Raw genomic sequence first — 18,548 nt, 5'->3', positions numbered from 1 at the left:
TAACTTGATAGCTGCAAACGCTTTCCAAACAAGCGCTGCAGCACGGTTTCACTTAAACCACCCCTTTTCATCATCGCTGGCACAGGCCTTGCATAACCCTGGGCGTGGCCGAGGTAGGCCACCTGTTGAGCCCGGTGCAATGGCGGATCGGGCTGACGAAGACGATGGCGTCCCTGCGGGAGCGCTGGCTGCAAAGCCGGTGCACCGCGCGGACGCCTTTTTGTTTTTCCGAAACGCCTACGGGGGTCACGATGAAAAAATCCAGGCTGGTGATGGTGGGAAATGGCATGGCCGGCGTCCGCTCGCTCGAAGAGCTGCTGAAGATTGCGCCCGACCTCTACGACATCACGGTGTTCGGTGCCGAACCGCACCCCAACTACAACCGCATCCTGCTGTCTCCCGTGCTCGCGGGCGAACAGACCATCGACGAGATCATCCTCAACGACTGGGCTTGGTACCAGGACAACCACATCACGCTGCACACCGGCTTTACCGTGACCGACGTGGACCGCGTGCACCGCACCGTGCGCGCCACCAACGCCGCGGGCGAAACCATCACCGCCGAATACGACCGCCTGATCATGGCCACGGGCTCCAACCCGTTCATCCTGCCCATCCCCGGCAAGGACCTCAAGGGTGTGCTGGCCTACCGCGACATTGCCGACACGCAGGCCATGATCGATGCCGCAGCCACCTACCAGCACGCCGTCGTCATCGGCGGCGGCCTGCTGGGGCTGGAGGCCGCCAACGGCCTCATGAAGCGCGGCATGCAGGTGACGGTGGTGCATGTGGGCGACTGGCTGATGGAGCGCCAGCTCGACGACGTGGCCGGCAAGATGCTGCAGAAGTCGCTGGCCGAGCGCGGCATGCAGTTTCTGATGAAGGCGCAGACGCAGGAGCTGGTGGGCAACGCCGAAGGCCGCGTGGCCAGCGTCAGGTTCAAGGACGGCACCGAGGTGCCCGCCGACCTGGTGGTGATGGCCGTGGGCATCCGCCCCAACACGCAGCTCGCCGAAAAGATGCGCCTGCATGTGAACCGGGGCATCGTGGTGAGCGACACGCTGCAGACCACCACCGACGCGCGCATCTACGCCGTGGGCGAATGCGCAGCGCACCGGGGCATTGCCTATGGCCTGGTGGCCCCGCTGTTCGAGCAGGGCAAGGTGCTGGCCAACCACCTGGCCGAGTTCGGCATTGGCCGCTACCAGGGCTCGCTCACCTCCACCAAGCTCAAGGTCACGGGCATCGACCTGTTTTCAGCGGGCGACTTCCAGGGCGGCGAGAACACCGAAGAGATCGTGATGAGCGACCCCTTTGGCGGCGTGTACAAGAAGCTGGTGCTCAAGGACGACAAGCTCGTGGGCGCCTGCCTGTACGGCGACACGGTGGACGGCAGCTGGTACTTCAAGCTGCTGCGCGACGGCCGCACGGTGAACGACATCCGCGACAAGCTGATGTTTGGCGAAAGCAACATCGGCGACGCAGGCCACCAGGGCCAGAACAAGGCCGCCGCCATGGCCGACAGCGACGAGGTCTGCGGCTGCAACGGCGTGACCAAGGGCGCCATCTGCAAGGCCATCAAGGACAAGGGCCTGTTCACGCTCGATGAAGTGCGCAAGCACACCAAGGCCAGCGCATCGTGCGGCTCGTGCACCGGCCTGGTCGAGCAGATCATCATGTTCACCGCGGGCGGCGACTACAGCGCCACGCCCAGGACCAAGGCGATCTGCGGCTGCACCGACCACGGCCACCAGGCGGTGCGCGAGGCGATCCGCGCCAACAAGCTGCTCTCGATTGCCGACGTTTTTCACTTCATGGAGTGGAAGACACCCAACGGCTGCGCCACCTGCCGCCCGGCCGTCAACTACTACCTCATCAGCACCTGGCCCAAGGACGCCCGGGACGACCCACAAAGCCGCGCCATCAACGAGCGCAGCCACGCCAACATCCAGAAGGATGGCACCTACAGCGTGATCCCGCGCATGTGGGGCGGCGAAACCACGGCCGACGAGCTGCGCCGCATTGCCGATGCGGTGGACAAGTACAACATCCCCACCGTCAAGGTGACGGGCGGCCAGCGCATCGACCTCTTGGGCGTGAAGAAGGAAGACCTGCAGGCCGTGTGGAAGGACATCGGCATGCCCAGCGGCCACGCCTACGCCAAGGCCCTGCGCACGGTGAAGACCTGTGTGGGCAGCGAATGGTGCCGCATGGGCACGCAGGACAGCACCCAGATGGGCAAGGACCTGGAGCGCGCCATGTGGCGCATGTACGCGCCGCACAAGGTCAAGTTTGCCGTGAGCGGCTGCCCGCGCAATTGCGCCGAGGCCGGCATCAAGGACGTGGGCATCATCGGCGTGGACAGCGGCTGGGAGATGTACGTGGCCGGCAACGGCGGCATCAAGACCGAGGTGGCGCACTTCTTCACCAAGCTGAAAACCGCCGAGGAAGTGCTGGAGTACACCGGCGCGTTCTGCGAGCTGTACCGCCAGGAAGGCTGGTACCTGGAGCGCACCGTGCACTACGTGAACCGCGTGGGCCTCGATTACGTGAAAAAACGCATCCTGGAAGACCACGCCGGCCGCCAGGCGCTGTGGGAGCAGCTGCAGTTCGCGCTCGATGGCGAGCCCGATCCGTGGTTCGAGCTGGACAAGGCAGCGGTGGACCAGCGGCAGTTCATCCCGATTGCCGCGGTCTGAAAGTTTTCATCTCACAAGTGCCCTCGGCGTTTTACCGACAGGCGCAAGAAGCCACAAAAGGAATAGCAATGACCGAATGGACATCCATCTGCCGCGTGGACGATATCCCCGTGCTGGGCTCGCGCCGCGTGGCCCGCGCAAAAGGCCTGGACGTGGCGGTGTTCCGCAGCGCGTCCAATGAGATCTTTGCCTTGCTTGACCGCTGCCCGCACAAGGGCGGCCCCCTGAGCCAGGGCATCGTTTTCGGCACCAGCGTGGCCTGCCCCATGCACAACTGGACCATTGGCCTGTGCGACGGCCAGGCCGCCGCCCCCGACGAGGGCTGCACGCCCCCATTTCAGGTGCGGGTGGAGGACGGCACCGTGCTGCTCAACACCCACGAACTGGCCCACCACGCCGTGAGCGAAACACGCCCCATCGCAGGGCCGCAACGGCGCACCCCGGCGGCGTGATCCCACGCCAGCCCAGCTGGCTTGCCACGCTTAGCGTGCAGGCCGGCATCCACCGCACCCTTGGCAACCCTGGCACCGCTCCCAGACAGACCGCAGAAAGAAACCCATGGCCTATCTCGTCCCGTCCGAATTCGTCACCAAAATGGTGGACGCCGGCGAATCCAAGATCTACATGTCCACCCGCGACGCCCTGATCCGCGCCTATATGGCGGGCGCCATCCTGGCGCTGGCAGCGGTGTTCGCCGTCACAGCCACCGTCATGTCGGGCTCGGCACTGGTGGGTGCCATCCTGTTCCCGGTGGGTTTTTGCATGCTCTACCTGCTGGGCTTTGACCTGTTGACCGGCGTGTTCGTGCTGACGCCGCTGGCCTGGCTGGACAAGCGCCCGGGGGTCACCATCCAGGCCATCCTGAAGAACTGGGGCCTGGTGTTTACCGGCAACTTCCTGGGCGCGCTGACCGTCGCCTTCATGATGTCCTTCATCTTCACCTATGGTTTTTCGGTGGCGCCGAATGAAATCGGCACAAAGATCGGCCATATCGGCGAGGCGCGCACCCTGGGTTATGCCCAATACGGCCTGATGGGCTGGCTCACCATCTTCATCCGCGCCATGCTGTGCAACTGGATGGTGTCCACCGGGGTCGTGGGCGCCATGATCTCCACCACCGTCAGCGGCAAGGTGATTGCGATGTGGATGCCCATCATGCTGTTCTTCGCCATGACCTTCGAGCACTCGGTGGTGAACATGTTCCTGTTCCCCTCGGGCCTGATGATGGGCGGCAACTTCTCGATCCTCGACTACTTCATCTGGAACGAGATCCCCGTGGTGCTGGGCAATCTGGTCGGCGGCCTGGCCTTTACCGGGCTCACGCTGTACGCCACCCACATCAAGACCGCCCCCAAGCGCAAGCTCGTCTGAGCCCCCCGCATCCGTCGGGTGCCAACGCGGCGATGCTCCTGCTGTCCCGCACCCGAAACCCCGAACGAATGGCGCGCCAATGAGCGACACCCTGAAAGTGAGCATTGGCCAGCACTCGGACAAGGGGTGCCAGGAGGTCAACCAGGATTTCCACGGCGCCTGCGTGCCACAGGGGCAGGCACTGGCCGCCAAGGGGGTGGTGGCGGCCCTGGCCGATGGCATCAGCAGCAGCGATGTCAGCCAGATCGCCAGCGCCGCCGCGGTGCACGGGTTGCTCCAGGACTACTACTGCACCTGCGACGCCTGGAGCGTCAAGCGCTCGGCACAGTGCGTGCTGGCGGCCACCAACTCGTGGCTGCACGCACAAACCCAGCGCAGCCCCTACCGCTTCGACAAAGACCGGGGCTATGCCTGCACCCTCAGCGCGCTGATCATCAAATCCACCACCGCACACCTGTTTCATGTGGGCGACACGCGCATCTACCGCGTGCAGGGCAAGGCACTGGAGCAGTTGACCGAAGACCACCGGGTATGCCTCCCGGACGGGCAGATCTACCTGGGCCGTGCGCTCGGGATTCAGCCGCAGCTGGAGGTGGACTACCAGGCCCTGCCGGTAGAGCCCGCAGACACCTTCGTGCTGACCACCGATGGGGTGCATGAACATGTCAGCGCCAGCTTCATCACGCAGGCCATTGAAGCCCACGCAGACAATCTGGACCAGGCCGCCCGCACCATCGTGGACGAAGCCCTGCGCTGCGGCAGCGACGACAACCTGACCCTGCAGATCGTGCGCATCGATGCGCTGCCCCACCAGGACGCCAGCGAACTGCAGCGCCAGCGGGCCGCACTGCAGTTGCCGCCCATTCTGGAGCCCCGCACCCTGCTGGACGGCTACCAGATCGTGCGCGAGCTGCACGGCAGCCACCGCAGCCACATCTACCTGGCCATCGACACCGACAGCGGGCAGAAGACGGTGCTCAAGACACCCTCCATCGACCTGCAGGACAACGCCGCCAGCCTGGACCGCTTTCTGATGGAAGAATGGATTGCGCGGCGCATTCACAGCCCCCATGTGCTGCGGCCCGCCCCCCCGGGGCGCAAGCGCGGGTACCTCTACGTGGCAATGGAGTACGTGCAGGGGCAAACCTTGGCCCAGTGGATGATTGACAACCCCAGGCCCGAACTCTCGGTGGTGCGCGACATCGTGGAGCAGATCGCAAGCGGCCTGCAGGCCTTTCACCGCATGGAGATGCTGCACCAGGACCTGCGGCCCGAGAACATCATGATCGACACCGCGGGCACCGTGAAGATCATCGACTTTGGCGCGGTCCATGTCGCCGGCCTGGCCGAGAGCGCGGTGCCCGGGGCCGGCGACACCGTTCCGGGCACCTTGCAATACGCGGCCCCCGAATACTTTCTGGGCGAGCCCGGCACGCCGCAATCGGACCTGTTCTCGCTTGGCGTGATCACCTACCAGATGCTCACCGGGCGGCAGCCCTATGGCACGCAGGTGGCCGGGATCCGCACCCGGGCGGCACTCATGCAGCTGCACTACGCCAGCGCGCTCGATGAACACCGCGCCATTCCGGCCTGGATGGACGCCGTGCTGCGGCGTGCCGTCCACCCCAACCCGCTCAAAAGGCAGGAAGCCTTGTCCGAGTTCGTGCACGATCTGCGGCAACCGGGTGCAGCCTATCTCGGCCGCGCCCGCCCGCCACTGTATGAGCGCAACCCGATGGTGTTCTGGCGCGCCATGGCGCTCGTTCTCGGGGCCGTCGTGGTGGTTCTGCTGGCGGTGATTCAACACCTGCGCTGACACCAGCGCCCCCGGGCAAGGCACGGCTTTGCGCCCGCTCACGCACCCCTCCCGTCCTGGAGCGCCCCGATGCACCAGGCTGGTGCCAGCCACCTGCCCCTGCTCCCCCGGATCGGCTCCAGTCCGGTGCCCGGAGGCGTGGGGGCTGGCACATGTATTGCGTTACCTGTGCGAAGGCCCCGGCAGGGGCCAGTGAACCCGGGGTGCAATGGCGCAGCCAGGGGGCACACGGACGAAGGCGTCTGCACCTGCGGCTGCGAAACCTCGAAGCCGCAGGGTGTGGACGCCTTTTTTTGCGATTTGCCTTGGGGGTTTCAATGAAAAATTTCAGACAGACGGTGGGGAGCCCCGCGGACTTGCCTCTGGAGTACGGCACAGAACCCTTTGTCCTGCGTTCCATGCAAGAAACTCCATCCACCTGCCCCTACTGCGGCGTAGGCTGCGGTGTGATCATCGAAAGCACCGGCAGCCAGATCACCGGCGTGCGTGGCGACCCGAACCACCCCGCCAACTTCGGCCGCCTGTGCACCAAGGGCTCCACCCTGCACCTCACAGCCACCAGCCCCATCACCCTGCAGACCCGCCTGCTGCAACCGCTGCACCGCGCGCAACGCGGCAACAAACCGCAGCCGCTGCCATGGGATGCCGCACTGGCCATGGCGGCAGACCGATTCGCCACCACCGTCACACAGCACGGCCCCGACGCCGTGGGGTTCTACGTCAGCGGCCAGCTGCTCACCGAGGACTACTACGTTTTCAACAAACTGGCCAAGGGCCTGATCGCCACCAACAACATCGACACCAACTCGCGCCTGTGCATGAGCAGCGCCGTGGCGGGCTACAAGCAGACCCTGGGCGCTGACGCCCCGCCCGCCTGCTACGACGACGTGCACCACGCACAGTGCCTGTTCATCGTGGGCAGCAATGCGGCGTGGGCACACCCCGTGCTGTTTCGCCGCATCGAGGACGCGCGCGCCGCCAACCCCGGCATGAAGGTCATCGTGGCCGACCCGCGCCGCACCGACACGGCCGGCATGGCCGACCTGTTCCTGCCCATTCAGCCCGGCAGCGACGTGATGCTGTTCAACGGCATGCTGCACCTGATGCTGTGGGAGGGCTGGGTCGATACCCACTACATCGCCGCGCACACCACGGGCTTTGACGCACTCAAGGCCCTGGTGCGCGAAGCCACGCCCGAACGCGTGGCCCAGGTGTGCGGCATTTCGGTGGCCGATCTCACCACTGCGGCCCAATGGTTTGCGATGTCGAAAGCAACGCTGAGTCTTTACTGCCAGGGCTTGAACCAGAGCAGCAGCGGCACCGCCAAGAACGCCGCGCTCATCAACCTGCACCTGGCCACCGCGCAGATCGGCAAACCCGGCGCAGGCCCGTTCAGCCTGACGGGCCAGCCCAACGCCATGGGCGGGCGCGAAGTGGGCGGCCTGGCCAATTTGCTCAGCGCGCACCGCGACCTGGCCAACCCGGCGCACCGCGCCGAGGTGGCCGCGCTGTGGGGCGTGGCCGATGTGCCCAGCCAACCCGGCAAGACGGCGGTGGAGATGTTCCAGGCCGCCGCAGACGGCGAGATCAAGGCGCTGTGGATTGCCTGCACCAACCCCGCGCAAAGCATGCCCGACCAGGCCACCGTGCGCCGCGCCCTGCAGCGCGCCGAGTTCGTGGTGGTGCAGGAAGCCTTTGCCACGGCCGAAACCTGCGCATACGCCGACCTGCTGCTGCCCGCCACCACCTGGGGCGAGAAGACCGGCACGGTGACCAACAGCGAGCGCCGCATCTCGCGCGTGCGCTCTGCCGTGCCCGCGCCCGGCCAGGCGCGCCACGACTGGGCCATTGCGGTGCAGTTTGCGCACCAGCTGGAGGCACGCCTGCGGCCCGGCATGCCGACTCTGTTTCCCTATGCCACAGAGGCTGCCGATGCGGGCGCAAAGGCCGTATGGAACGAGCACCGGGAAAGCACGCGCGGGCGCGACCTGGACATCACCGGCCTGTCGTGGAACATGCTCGAATCCCAAGGCCCACAACAGTGGCCGTGTCCTGAAGGCTCCACCACCGGCAAGGCCCGCCTGTACGAAGACGGCATCTTCCCCACCGCCGACGGCCGTGCCCGCTTTGCCGCCCATGCCTGGCAACCCCTGGCCGAGCCCCGCGAATCGCGCTACCCCTTCAGCCTGACCACAGGCCGCCTGCGCGACCAGTGGCACGGCATGACCCGCACGGGCACTCTGGGACGCCTGTTCGGCCATGTGGCCGAGCCCAGCGTGCAGCTACACCCGCAGGACATGGCGCGGCGCGGCCTGCACAACGGCGACCTGGTGCAGGTGACCAGCAAACGCGGCTCCATCGTGGTGCCCGTGCAGGCCGATGCCACGCTGGGCCTGTCGCAGGCCTTCATGGCCATGCACTGGGGCAGCGAATTCCTGAGCGGCCGCTCCTCCACCGGCGAGCGCCTGGCGGGCGTGAATGCGCTCACCACCTCGGCCTTCTGCCCCACCTCCAAACAGCCCGAGCTGAAACACGCGGCCGTCAAGGTGCTCAAGGCCGAGCTGCCCTGGACGCTGCTGGCCATGGCCTGGCTGCCTGCCGAGGGTGCGCTGGCGGCGCGCAAAGCCTTGTCCGCGCTGATGGCGCAGTTTCCATTTGCCAGTTGCGTGCCCTTCAGCAACGCCACACCGCTGGATGATCCGGGCCGCGAGCGCACCGGTGTCCTGGTGCGCGCCGCCGCACACGAGGCGCCGCCCGAAGCACTGGTCGCGCAGATCGAAGCGCTGCTGGGCCTGGCGGGCGCCGACACGCTGCGCTACGCCGACAAGAAACGCGGCCAGCGCCGCGCTGCGCGCCTGGCGCGCCAGGGCGAAACCACCACGCTCGAAGGCTTGGTGCTGGCTGGCGACACCAGTGCCGAAGGCTGGCTCAAGACCCTGCTGCAAGAGGAACTGCCCGCACAAGCCTATGGCCGCCTGCTGCTGGTGCCCGGCGCCAAGGCCCCGGCAGCAGTGCAGTCGCGCGGCAAGCCGGTGTGCACCTGTTTCAATGTGACCGATGCCGCCATCACCGGCGCGCTGGCGCATTGCCACGGCACCGACAACGACCGCCTGGCCCAGTTGCAGGGCCAGCTGCACTGTGGCACCCGCTGCGGCTCGTGCCTGCCCGAGCTCAAGCGCATGGTGCGCAGCACGGGGCCACTGGCCGCGAAGCCCGCTCCCGCACAGGCCGTCATATAACCAAAAGTTCGCTGGATTGCAGGAAAATAGCCGTCCACCCCACCACTACCGCACCAGGACTTGTGCAATAGGGCTCCGGCCAGGCATTTCGGCGCAGACAGTACAAGCGTACGGCAAGCCGAAATAACGACGCCGGAGCCCTCTTTCACAAGTCCCGCCAACAAAGACCATGGGTATCAGCCAGTACATCAAGGAAATCGGCCGCGGCCCGCGTGGCGCCAAGCCCCTGGCGCGCGAGCAGGCGGCAGACCTTTTCGGCCAGGTGCTCGACGGCACGGCCTCCGACCTGGAGATCGGTGCCTTCTGCCTGGCCATGCGCATCAAGGGTGAAACGCCCGAGGAAATGTGCGGCTTTCTCGACGCCACGCACAGCCGCATGGCGTTGCTGCCCGCCAGCGACCGCCCCCTGATCGTGCTGCCCAGCTACAACGGCGCGCGCAAGCTGCCCGTGCTCACACCCTTGCTGGCGCTGCTGCTGGCACGCGAGGGCCTGCCCGTGCTGTTGCATGGCATGCGCACCGAGGCGCGCCGCACCCTGGCATCGGATGTGCTGCTGGCGCTGGGTGTTCCTGCGCTTACGGCACCTGAAAAAATCACCAATGGCCGCGTGGCCCACATCGAGACCCAGCACCTGCACGCCGGCCTGGCCCGCCTGCTGAAGGTGCGCGAGGTGGTGGGGCTGCGCAACGCGGGCCACAGCGCCGTGAAGCTGATGAACCCCTGCGCAGGCGCCGCCGTGGTGGTGACCAGCTACACCCATCCCGAGTATTACGAGATGCTGCAGGCCACCTTTGGCGCGCTGCACATGACCGCCCTGCTCTCGCGCGGCCTCGAAGGCGAAGTGGCGGCAGACCCGCGCCGCACGCCCCGCTACGACGCCTTTGTGGCCGGGGTGCACCAGCTGCTGCAAGAACAGCAACCCGGCACCGCAGCCGAGGTGCCCGGCCTGCCCACCGCGATTGACATCGAGACCACGGCGCGCTACACCCGGGACGTACTGGACGGCCGCCTGCCCGTGCCGGCGGCGCTGGCGCAGCAGGTGGAACACATCTTGCATCTGGCTGCGCAAACCACACTGCCAACACCATGAAAACCACTCCGCCCCCCGCCAGCCCGCCGCCAGCCACCTTCCAGGGAACCTGCACGCTGGTGGGCGCGGGCCCTGGCGACCCGGAGCTGCTCACCCTCAAGGCCCTCAAGGCCATCCAGGCGGCCACCGTGCTGCTGGTGGACGATCTGGTGAGCGACGCCATCGTGGCGCACGCATCGCCCACGGCGCGCATCGTCTATGTGGGCAAGCGCGGCGGCTGCCAAAGCACGCCGCAGGCCTTCATCGAAAAACTGATGCTGATGGCCGTGAACGAAGGCGAGAACGTGGTGCGCCTCAAGGGCGGCGACCCCTTCATCTTTGGCCGGGGTGGCGAAGAGGTGGAACACCTGCGTGCAGCGGGCGTGCAGGTCACCGTCATCAACGGCATCACCGCCGGTCTCGCGGGCCTGACCTCGCTGGGCGCCCCCCTCACCCACCGCGAACATGCGCACGGCGTGGTGTTCGTCACCGGCCACGCCAAGCCGGGCGACGCGGGCATCGACTGGCGCCAGCTGGCCGCCACGGCGCGCGATGCCAAGCTCACGCTGGTGATCTACATGGGCGTGAGCGGCGCCGCGCACATCGAGCACGAGCTGCTCACCGGCCTGCCCGCCAGCACGCCCGTGGCCATCATCCAGCACGCCAGCCTGCCGCACCAGCGGTATGCCGTGGCCACGCTGGGCACGCTGCAGGCCACCATCACACGCAAGGGGCTGGCCAGCCCTTCCGTCATTGTGGTCGGCGACGTGGTGCACGGCGTGACGGCAGCGGCAAGCGCCGCGGACACGGCCCCGGCCGCCGCGAAGCGCCGGGTCACAGGCTGAGGCTTTCCTCCTCCCCAGGAAAACCGGTGCCACGGGGCCGCAAGGTCGCGCGCAGTGCTAGCATCGCGGCCGCGTGGTGCACGGGTTGCCGACCACCGCGCAGAAAGTTCTGCCTTTGACTTCCCGCGTTGCGCACCCGGCTGTGGTGCTGGCCCTGTCCTTTCTCAGCGTGATTGCGCTGGGCACCCTGTTGCTGATGCTGCCTTTCGCGCGCGCGCAGGCGGGTGAAAGCGCGCCCTTTCTCACCGCGCTGTTCACCGCCACATCGGCGGTCTGCGTGACCGGCCTGGTGGTGGTGGACACGGGCACCTACTGGAGCGGCACGGGCCAGGCCGTCATCATGGGCCTGTTCCAGATCGGCGGCTTCGGCATGATGACCTCGGCCACGCTCATGGGCCTGCTGATCAGCGGGCAGATGCGCATCCGCACGCGGCTGCTGCTGCAGGCCGAAACCCACTCGCTGGCGCTGGGGGACGTGAAAAGCGTGGCCAAGCTCGTGCTCAAGGTGACGGTGGCCGTGGAGCTGGCCATGGCCCTGGCGCTGTGGCTGCGGTTTGCGCTGGGCCATGGCATGCCCTGGGGCGATGCGGCATGGCACGGGCTGTTCCATTCCATCTCGGCGTTCAACAACGCAGGCTTTTCCACCTGGGGCGACAGCGTGATGGCGTACTCGGGCGATGCTCTGGTGCTGGTGCCCCTGATGCTGGCCATCGTGATCGGCGGCCTCGGGTTTCCGGTGCTGCACGAGCTGCTGGCCGAGCGCGGGCGCAAGCGGCCCATCTGGTCCATGCACACGGCCATCACCGTGTGGGGCTCGCTGGCGCTGGTGGCGCTGGGCACCGGGGTCATCCTGCTGACGGAGTTCGACAACCCCGGCACCCTGGGCCCCATGGGCTGGGCGCACAAGGCGCTGGCGGCGCTGTTCACCTCCGTCTCGGCCCGCACGGCGGGCTTCAATGCCATCGACATCGGCGCACTCACCACCGAATCGCTGGCGCTGCACTATGTGCTGATGTTCATTGGCGGCGGCAGCGCGGGCACGGCGGGGGGGGTGAAGGTGACCACCTTCTTCGTGCTGGTGCTGGTGGTGTGGAACGAGATCCGCGGCCACCGCGACGTGGAGTTCCGCGGCCGGCGCATCGCGGACGCGGTGCAGCGCCAAGCCATCACCATCATGGTGCTCAGCGCGGCCGTCGTCTCGCTGGCCCTGTTGCTGATCCTGCCGCTGACGACGCTGCCCCTGGAAAAAGTGCTGTTCGAGCTGGTCTCCGCCTTTGGCACCGTGGGCCTGTCCACCGGCATCACGGCCGAGCTGCCGCCCGGCGCCCAGTCCATCATCATTGCGCTGATGTTCGTTGGCCGCGTGGGCGTGGTCACGCTGGCCGTGGCCCTGGCCACGAACCAGATCCGCCGCAACTACCGATACCCCGAGGAGAAACCGATTGTTGGATAAATCCGTCAAACACCTGTCCGGCAGCGTGGTCGTCATCGGCCTGGGCCGCTTTGGAACGGGCGTGGCCAAATCGCTGGTGGAGCTGGGCCACGATGTGCTGGCCATCGAGCACGATGCCGATACGGTGCAGTCGCTGTCGCTGGTGCTGCCCCATGTGGTGCAGGGCGACGCCACCGACCTGGAAACCCTGCGCCAGCTGGCCGTGCCTGACTTCGCACACGCGGTGGTGAGCATCGGTGGCGACCTGGAAGCCAGCGTGCTCACCATCCTCAACCTGAGCCAGCTGGGCCTCAAGGACATCTGGGCCAAGGCCATCGATCCGCAGCACGGCCGCATCGCAGAGCGGGTGGGTGCGCACCATGTGGTGTACCCCGAGGCCGACATGGGCGAGCGCGTGGCCCACCTGGTCACCGGCAAGATGATCGACTTCATCGAGTTCGACGACGGCTTCGCCATCGCCAAGACCCGCGCACCCATGGAAACGCACAACAAGCCCCTGTCGCAGTCCAACGTGCGCAAGCGCCATGGGATCACCGTGGTGGGCATCAAGCGGCGCCACGTCGACTTCATCTATGCCAAGGCCGAGACCGAGGTCAAGCCCGGCGACCACCTGATCGTGGCGGGCCCCACGCGCATGGTGGAACGCTTCGCGTCGCTGTACTGAGCGGCGCGGGCCGGCCGGCATGGGCGCCACCATCGACGCCTTCGCGCAACCGGTGGCCAATGTGCTGTCGGGCCTCACCAGCGAAATGGCCGGGCTCTCGCGGCAGGCCATATCACTGGCGGAGTCGCAAAAGCTGGTGAGAGCGAGGCCGGTCAGCCCTCTGTCGTCTCCCGCACCTGCCGGAAGCGCTCGGCCAGCTCCTTGCGCAGCGACTTGCGCAGCAGCGCCGCCTCCCAGCGGCGCCGCTCATCGGCGGTCGAGGGCATGAGGGGCGGCACCGCCACGGGCTTGCGCGCCTCGTCCACCGCCACCATGGTGAAAAAGCAGCTGTTCACATGCCGCACCACCTTCGCGCGGATGTCTTCGGCCACCACCTTGATGCCCACTTCCATCGACGAACTGCCCGTGTAGTTGACGCTGGCCAGAAACGTCACCAGCTCGCCCACATGGATGGGCTGCAGAAACATCACCTGGTCCACGCTCAGCGTGACCACGTAGCAGGCCGAGTAGCGGCTGGCGCAGGAATACGCCACCTGGTCAAGCAGCTTCAGGATGGCCCCGCCATGCACGTTGCCCGAAAAATTGGCCATGTCGGGGGACATCAGCACGGTCATGCTGAGCTGGTGGGAGGGAATGTTCATGCCGCCATTGTCGCCCACCGCCGACCAAAATCGACGGTCTGCGCAGCACCTACACTGCAGGCCATGCAGATGTTTGACGTGGTGATCGTGGGTGCCGGTGCTGCCGGCCTTTTTTGTGCCGGCCAAGCGGGCCAGCGTGGCCTGAAGGTGCTGCTCATCGACCACGCCGACAAGGTGGCCGAAAAAATCCGCATCTCGGGCGGCGGGCGCTGCAACTTCACCAACCGCGACCTCGACCCTGCCGCGCCGCACAAGCACTTCGTGGGCCAGAACCCGCAGTTCTGCCGCTCGGCGCTGTCGCGCTACACCCCGGCGGACTTCATCGCCCTGGTGCAAAAGCACGGCATCCCCTTCCACGAAAAACACAAGGGCCAGCTGTTTGCCGACCGCTCGGCCGAAGACATCATTGCCATGCTGCTGGCCGAGTGCGCCGCCGGCGGGGTGACGCACTGGCAGCCTTGTGCCGTCAAAAACATCGCGTTTTCGGCCTCTGGCGCAGATCCGTCCGGCGCTGGCAGCTATCACATCCATACCGATAGAGGCCCCGTCCAAGCGCGCTCGCTGGTGGTCGCCACCGGCGGCCTGTCGATCCCCAAGATCGGCGCCACCGACTTCGGCTACCGGCTGGCACAGCAGTTCGGCATCCCGCTCATCGAGCGCCGCCCGGGCCTGGTGCCGCTGACGTTTGATGGCGCTCTCTGGGCGCCGTATGCGCAACTGTCTGGCCTGGCGCTGCCGGTGCAGATCAGCACCGGTGCCAAGAAAAATCGCATGGCCTTTGACGAAGACCTGCTGTTCACCCACCGCGGACTCTCGGGCCCGGCGGTGCTGCAGATCTCCAGCTACTGGCAGGAGGGCCAGCCCCTGGCCATCAACCTCGCCCCCACGGTGGACCTGCCCGCCGCGCTGGCGCAGGGCAAGGCCCGCTCGCGCAAACTGATCGCCAACGAGCTGGCCACCCTGGTCCCGAGCCGCCTGGCCGACGCCTGGGCCAGCCGCGAGGCCGACTGGCAGCGCCCCATCAACGAGGCCAGCGACAAGGCCCTGGCGCGCCTGGCAGAGCAGCTGGCGCGCTGGGAGCTCATTCCCACCGGCACCGAGGGCTACAAGAAGGCCGAGGTCACGCTGGGCGGCGTGGACACGCGCGCGCTGTCGCAGCAGACCATGGAGTGCAAGGCCCAGCCGGGCCTGTATTTCATTGGCGAGGTGGTCGATGTGACGGGCTGGCTGGGCGGCTACAACTTCCAGTGGGCCTGGGCCAGCGCCCATGCGTGCGCGCAGGCGCTGGCCGCTACCTCTTGATTTGCGTGCCGCAACCGCTATAATGGCGGGCTTCGCTGGCAATGCCCCGTCGGCCAAATACTAGTTACAGACGGGGAAAACCGCCACGCATGGTCTTGAGGCCCGATCTCCCCAAGACCCTCTGTGGGCAACCTATTGGAAAACATTAGCTAATGACTACGATCCGCGTAAAAGAAAACGAACCCTTTGACGTTGCACTGCGCCGCTTCAAGCGCACCATTGAAAAGCTCGGCCTGCTGACCGACCTGCGCGCCCGCGAGTTCTACGAAAAGCCCACCGCCGAGCGCAAGCGCAAGAAGGCAGCCGCCGTGAAGCGCCACTACAAGCGCGTGCGCAGCATGCAGCTGCCCAAGAAGCTGTACTAAGTACTGCTTTGGCCCCGTCTGATACGGAGTGCCGACAAACCCGCGCTAGGGACGCCAAGCGCGGGTTTTTGTTTTTTCGGGTTTGCAAAAAGCCCCTCTGGCGTCGTTGCAGCGCCTTGCCGTAGCGAAACTACTGTCTGCGGCGCTGCGCCTAGCCAGAGGGGCTTTTTGCAAACCCCAAGTCCCTGCCTGACCAACACAAAGGAAAGCCTCATGAGCCTCAAGGACCAGATCACCGAAGACATGAAAACCGCCATGCGCGCCAAGGACAGCGAGCGCCTGGGCACCATCCGCCTGCTGCAGGCCGCCATGAAGCAAAAGGAAGTGGACGAGCGTGTGGTGCTGGACGATGCGGCCATCGTCGCCATCGTGGACAAGCTCATCAAGCAGCGCAAGGACAGCATCACCGCGTTTGAAGGCGCGGGCCGCCAGGACCTGGCCGACAAGGAAAAATCCGAAATGGCCGTGCTGCAGGCCTACCTGCCCGAGCGCATGTCGGCCGAGGAAACCCTGGCCGCCGTGAAGGCCATCGTGGCCGAACTGGGTGCCTCGGGCCCCGGCGACATGGGCAAGGTCATGGGCGTGGTCAAGACCCGCCTGGCGGGCAAGGCCGACATGGGCCAAGTCTCCGCCGCTGTGAAGACTGCACTCTCGGGCGGTTGAAGCCCCCCCCTCTTGAATCGCATCGGCGCGGATGACGACACCCGGCCGATGAAACTGGCGCGTCCGCCGCCAGCGGCGGCCGCGCAAGGGCCGCCAAGACGCCGTGGCGTCGCTGCGCATCCGTGCGCTGGCGGCGCCCCCCTTGAGGAGGAAGGCGCAAAGCGACTCAGGGGGTGTTCCAAGCCTCTCCAAAGTGCTCCTGCAGAAACTCCACGCACACCCGCACCTTGGCCGAGCGCTCCAGCCGCGTGGGGTACACGGCCCACACATTGGCCTCCTGCCGCCACTGCGGCAGCACCTGCACCAGGCGCCCCGCCTGCAGGTGCGCGCCCACATCCCACAACGAGCGCAGCACAATGCCCCGCCCATCCACGGCCCACTGCACGGCCATCTCGCCATTGTTGGCCGACAGCGGGCCACGCACCTTCACCGATTCTTCCTGCGCGCCACTGCGCAGGCGCCACACGCCGAACGGATGGTCGCGCTCCTTGATGACCAGGCAGTCGTGCGCGGCCAGGTCGGCCACCGTGCGCGGCGTGCCCTTGCGCTGCAGATAGGCGGGTGCCGCGCACAACACGCGATGGTTGTCGGCCAGGCGGCGCGCAATGAGGTGCGGGGCAATCTCGTCGCCCACGCGCACATCCAGATCGAAGCCCTCACCCGCCACGTCCACCAGCCGGTCGAACACCTCGAGCCGCACCTGCAGCCCCGGGTGCCGCTCCACCAGGCGCGACAGCGCGGGCGCCACGATCTGGCGGCCAAAGCCGAAGCTGCTGCTCACCCGCAGCAACCCGCGCGGCTCACTGCGGGTGATGGCCACCTCCTGCAGCAGCTGCTCCATGTCGTCCAGGATGCGCTGCGCCCAGTGGAAGACGCGCTCGCCCTCCTCCGTGACCGCCACGCGGCGGGTGGTGCGGTGCAACAGCCTGACCTGCAGGTCCTGCTCCAGCAGGCGGATGCGCTTGCTGACGTAAGCCGGAGAGGTGCCCAGCTCGGTGGCGGCGCCGCCAAAGCTCGCCTTGCGCACCACGGCTGTGAATACGCGCAGGTCTTCCGCGGCAGGGTTTTTATGCACGATATGTGAAGAATGAAGCCACAGTTGTCGGATTGTAGTTTTCAACAGCCCTGTGAACAATGCCCTCCTTACCGCTGGCTGCGCCGTGCAGCAGCGCCCCTCCATCCATTGCCAGGACCGCTTGATGACCTCTTCCGCCGCCCCGAAAACCTACCGCATCGCCCTCATCGCCGGAGACGGCATTGGCAAGGAAGTCATGCCCGAAGGCCTGCGCGTGGTGCAGGCCGCCGCAGAACGCTTTGGCATCGCCCTTGAAACCACCCCCATCGACTGGGCCAGCTGCGACTACTACGCCGCCCACGGAAAAATGATGCCCGACGACTGGAAGGCGCAACTGTCGGGCATGGACGCCATCTTCTTCGGCGCCGTGGGCTGGCCCGCCACCGTGCCCGACCATGTCTCCCTGTGGGGATCCCTGCTCAAGTTCCGCCGCGAGTTTGACCAGTACATCAACCTGCGCCCCGTGCGCCTGTTCGAGGGCGTGCCCTGCCCGCTGGCCGGCCGCCAACCCGGCGACATCGACTACTACGTGGTGCGCGAGAACACCGAGGGCGAATACACCTCGCTGGGCGGCATCATGTACGAAGGCACCGACCGCGAGATCGTGATCCAGGAATCGGTCTATTCGCGCCACGGCGCCAACCGCCTCTTGAAGTTCGCCTTCGACCTGGCCCAGAGCCGCCCCAAGAAGCATGTGACCCTGGCCACCAAGAGCAACGGCATCGCCATCAGCATGCCCTGGTGGGACCAGCGCGCCGAGGACGTGGCCCAGACCTATCCCGAGGTGACGCTGGACAAGCAGCACATCGACATCCTCACCGCCCGCTTTGTGCTGCAGCCCGGCCGCTTCGATGTGGTGGCGGCCACCAACCTGTTTGGCGACATCCTCTCCGACCTGGGCCCGGCCACCACGGGCACCATCGGCCTGGCGCCCTCGGCCAACCTCAACCCCGAGCGCAAATTTCCCAGCCTGTTCGAGCCCGTGCACGGCTCTGCGCCCGATATCTACGGCCAGAACATTGCCAACCCGATTGCAATGATCTGGTCCGGCGCGCTAATGCTGGACTTCCTCACGCAGGGCCAGGGCGCGGGAAGGCAGGCGCACGATGCCATCGTGGCGGCCATCGAGGAAACCATCAAGAGCGGACCGCGCACGCCGGACCTGGGCGGCACGGCCAACACCACGCAGGTGGGTGAGGCCATTGCAGCGCATGTTGCCAAGGACTGAGCCCGCTCACTGCGCGCCCGTTGCAACCGGACTTGGGGTCGCCCGCAGGGCGGCCCCACGCCAAAGTGGCCCCACGACGCCCCCGGCGTGCAGATGGCACTGGCCCGACAAGAGGGGG

General features: G+C 66.7%; 15 protein-coding genes. 13 read left to right on the top strand and 2 right to left on the bottom strand.

The genetic code is table 11. The annotated features are described in order from the left end of the window. Nucleotides 1-251: 251 nt before the first annotated feature. From nirB to K225_RS0115500, 9 genes are all read left to right on the top strand, one after another. Nucleotides 252-2,699 (top strand): nitrite reductase large subunit NirB, encoded by a 2,448-nt coding sequence (nirB, locus tag K225_RS0115540; RefSeq protein WP_026437268.1) that lies wholly within the window; start codon nucleotides 252-254, stop codon nucleotides 2,697-2,699. 68 nt (nucleotides 2,700-2,767) lie between these two features. After that, nucleotides 2,768-3,151, top strand: coding sequence for a nitrite reductase small subunit NirD (nirD, locus tag K225_RS0115535; protein WP_026437267.1), 384 nt, complete (start codon nucleotides 2,768-2,770; stop codon nucleotides 3,149-3,151). Nucleotides 3,152-3,257: 106 nt separating this feature from the next. Then, a complete protein-coding gene (locus K225_RS0115530) occupies nucleotides 3,258-4,070 on the top strand; it encodes a formate/nitrite transporter family protein (RefSeq protein ID WP_026437266.1) in 813 nt (270 codons plus the stop codon). Between the two features lie 79 nt (nucleotides 4,071-4,149). Continuing rightward, entirely contained in the window at nucleotides 4,150-5,886 is a 1,737-nt protein-coding gene (locus K225_RS0115525; protein ID WP_026437265.1) for a bifunctional protein-serine/threonine kinase/phosphatase, read from the top strand. Between the two features lie 398 nt (nucleotides 5,887-6,284). After that, nucleotides 6,285-9,125 (top strand): nitrate reductase, encoded by a 2,841-nt coding sequence (locus tag K225_RS0115520; RefSeq protein ID WP_026437264.1) that lies wholly within the window; start codon nucleotides 6,285-6,287, stop codon nucleotides 9,123-9,125. Nucleotides 9,126-9,294: 169 nt separating this feature from the next. Then, nucleotides 9,295-10,215: a DNA-binding protein YbiB gene (ybiB, locus tag K225_RS0115515; RefSeq protein WP_026437263.1), complete on the top strand. Its 921-nt coding sequence runs from the start codon at nucleotides 9,295-9,297 to the stop codon at nucleotides 10,213-10,215. After that, nucleotides 10,212-11,039 (top strand): uroporphyrinogen-III C-methyltransferase, encoded by an 828-nt coding sequence (cobA, locus tag K225_RS0115510; RefSeq protein WP_026437262.1) that lies wholly within the window; start codon nucleotides 10,212-10,214, stop codon nucleotides 11,037-11,039. The genes ybiB and cobA overlap by 4 nt, the downstream gene beginning before the upstream one ends. Before the next feature lie 115 nt (nucleotides 11,040-11,154). Beyond that, nucleotides 11,155-12,492: a TrkH family potassium uptake protein gene (locus K225_RS0115505; protein ID WP_034712968.1), complete on the top strand. Its 1,338-nt coding sequence runs from the start codon at nucleotides 11,155-11,157 to the stop codon at nucleotides 12,490-12,492. Then, nucleotides 12,482-13,156: a TrkA family potassium uptake protein gene (locus K225_RS0115500; RefSeq protein ID WP_026437260.1), complete on the top strand. Its 675-nt coding sequence runs from the start codon at nucleotides 12,482-12,484 to the stop codon at nucleotides 13,154-13,156. Before K225_RS0115505 ends, K225_RS0115500 begins: the two co-directional genes overlap by 11 nt. Before the next feature lie 152 nt (nucleotides 13,157-13,308). Here K225_RS0115500 and K225_RS0115495 read toward each other — a convergent pair whose 3' ends face one another. After that, nucleotides 13,309-13,797, bottom strand: coding sequence for an acyl-CoA thioesterase (locus K225_RS0115495; protein ID WP_026437279.1), 489 nt, complete (start codon nucleotides 13,795-13,797; stop codon nucleotides 13,309-13,311). Nucleotides 13,798-13,860: 63 nt separating this feature from the next. Here K225_RS0115495 and K225_RS0115490 point away from each other — a divergent pair, with 63 nt between their 5' ends. The 3 genes from K225_RS0115490 (at nucleotide 13,861) to K225_RS0115480 (ending at nucleotide 16,127) form a co-directional block, all read left to right on the top strand. Then, complete coding sequence (locus K225_RS0115490; protein ID WP_034712963.1) at nucleotides 13,861-15,099, top strand: NAD(P)/FAD-dependent oxidoreductase; 1,239 nt, start codon at nucleotides 13,861-13,863, stop codon at nucleotides 15,097-15,099. A gap of 152 nt (nucleotides 15,100-15,251) precedes the next feature. After that, the gene (gene rpsU / locus K225_RS0115485; RefSeq protein ID WP_007833691.1) at nucleotides 15,252-15,464 is read left to right on the top strand and encodes a 30S ribosomal protein S21; all 213 of its coding nucleotides are present in this window, start codon (nucleotides 15,252-15,254) and stop codon (nucleotides 15,462-15,464) included. Nucleotides 15,465-15,677: 213 nt separating this feature from the next. Then, nucleotides 15,678-16,127, top strand: coding sequence for a GatB/YqeY domain-containing protein (locus K225_RS0115480; protein WP_026437258.1), 450 nt, complete (start codon nucleotides 15,678-15,680; stop codon nucleotides 16,125-16,127). Nucleotides 16,128-16,293: 166 nt separating this feature from the next. Here the strand turns inward: K225_RS0115480 and K225_RS0115475 are convergent, their stop codons facing one another. After that, complete coding sequence (locus K225_RS0115475; RefSeq protein WP_202900054.1) at nucleotides 16,294-17,202, bottom strand: LysR substrate-binding domain-containing protein; 909 nt, start codon at nucleotides 17,200-17,202, stop codon at nucleotides 16,294-16,296. Nucleotides 17,203-17,326: 124 nt separating this feature from the next. On the opposite strand from K225_RS0115475, the gene K225_RS0115470 reads away from it, so the two are divergent. Continuing rightward, nucleotides 17,327-18,430, top strand: a complete 1,104-nt coding sequence (locus K225_RS0115470) for a tartrate dehydrogenase (protein WP_026437256.1) — start codon at nucleotides 17,327-17,329, stop codon at nucleotides 18,428-18,430. The last annotated feature ends 118 nt before the right edge of the window (nucleotides 18,431-18,548 follow it).

It is taken from the genome of Acidovorax sp. JHL-9, assembly GCF_000426205.1.
GTDB classification, from domain to species: Bacteria; Pseudomonadota; Gammaproteobacteria; order Burkholderiales; family Burkholderiaceae_C; genus Acidovorax; species Acidovorax soli.
This window is presented reverse-complemented; position numbering and strand designations above follow the sequence as displayed.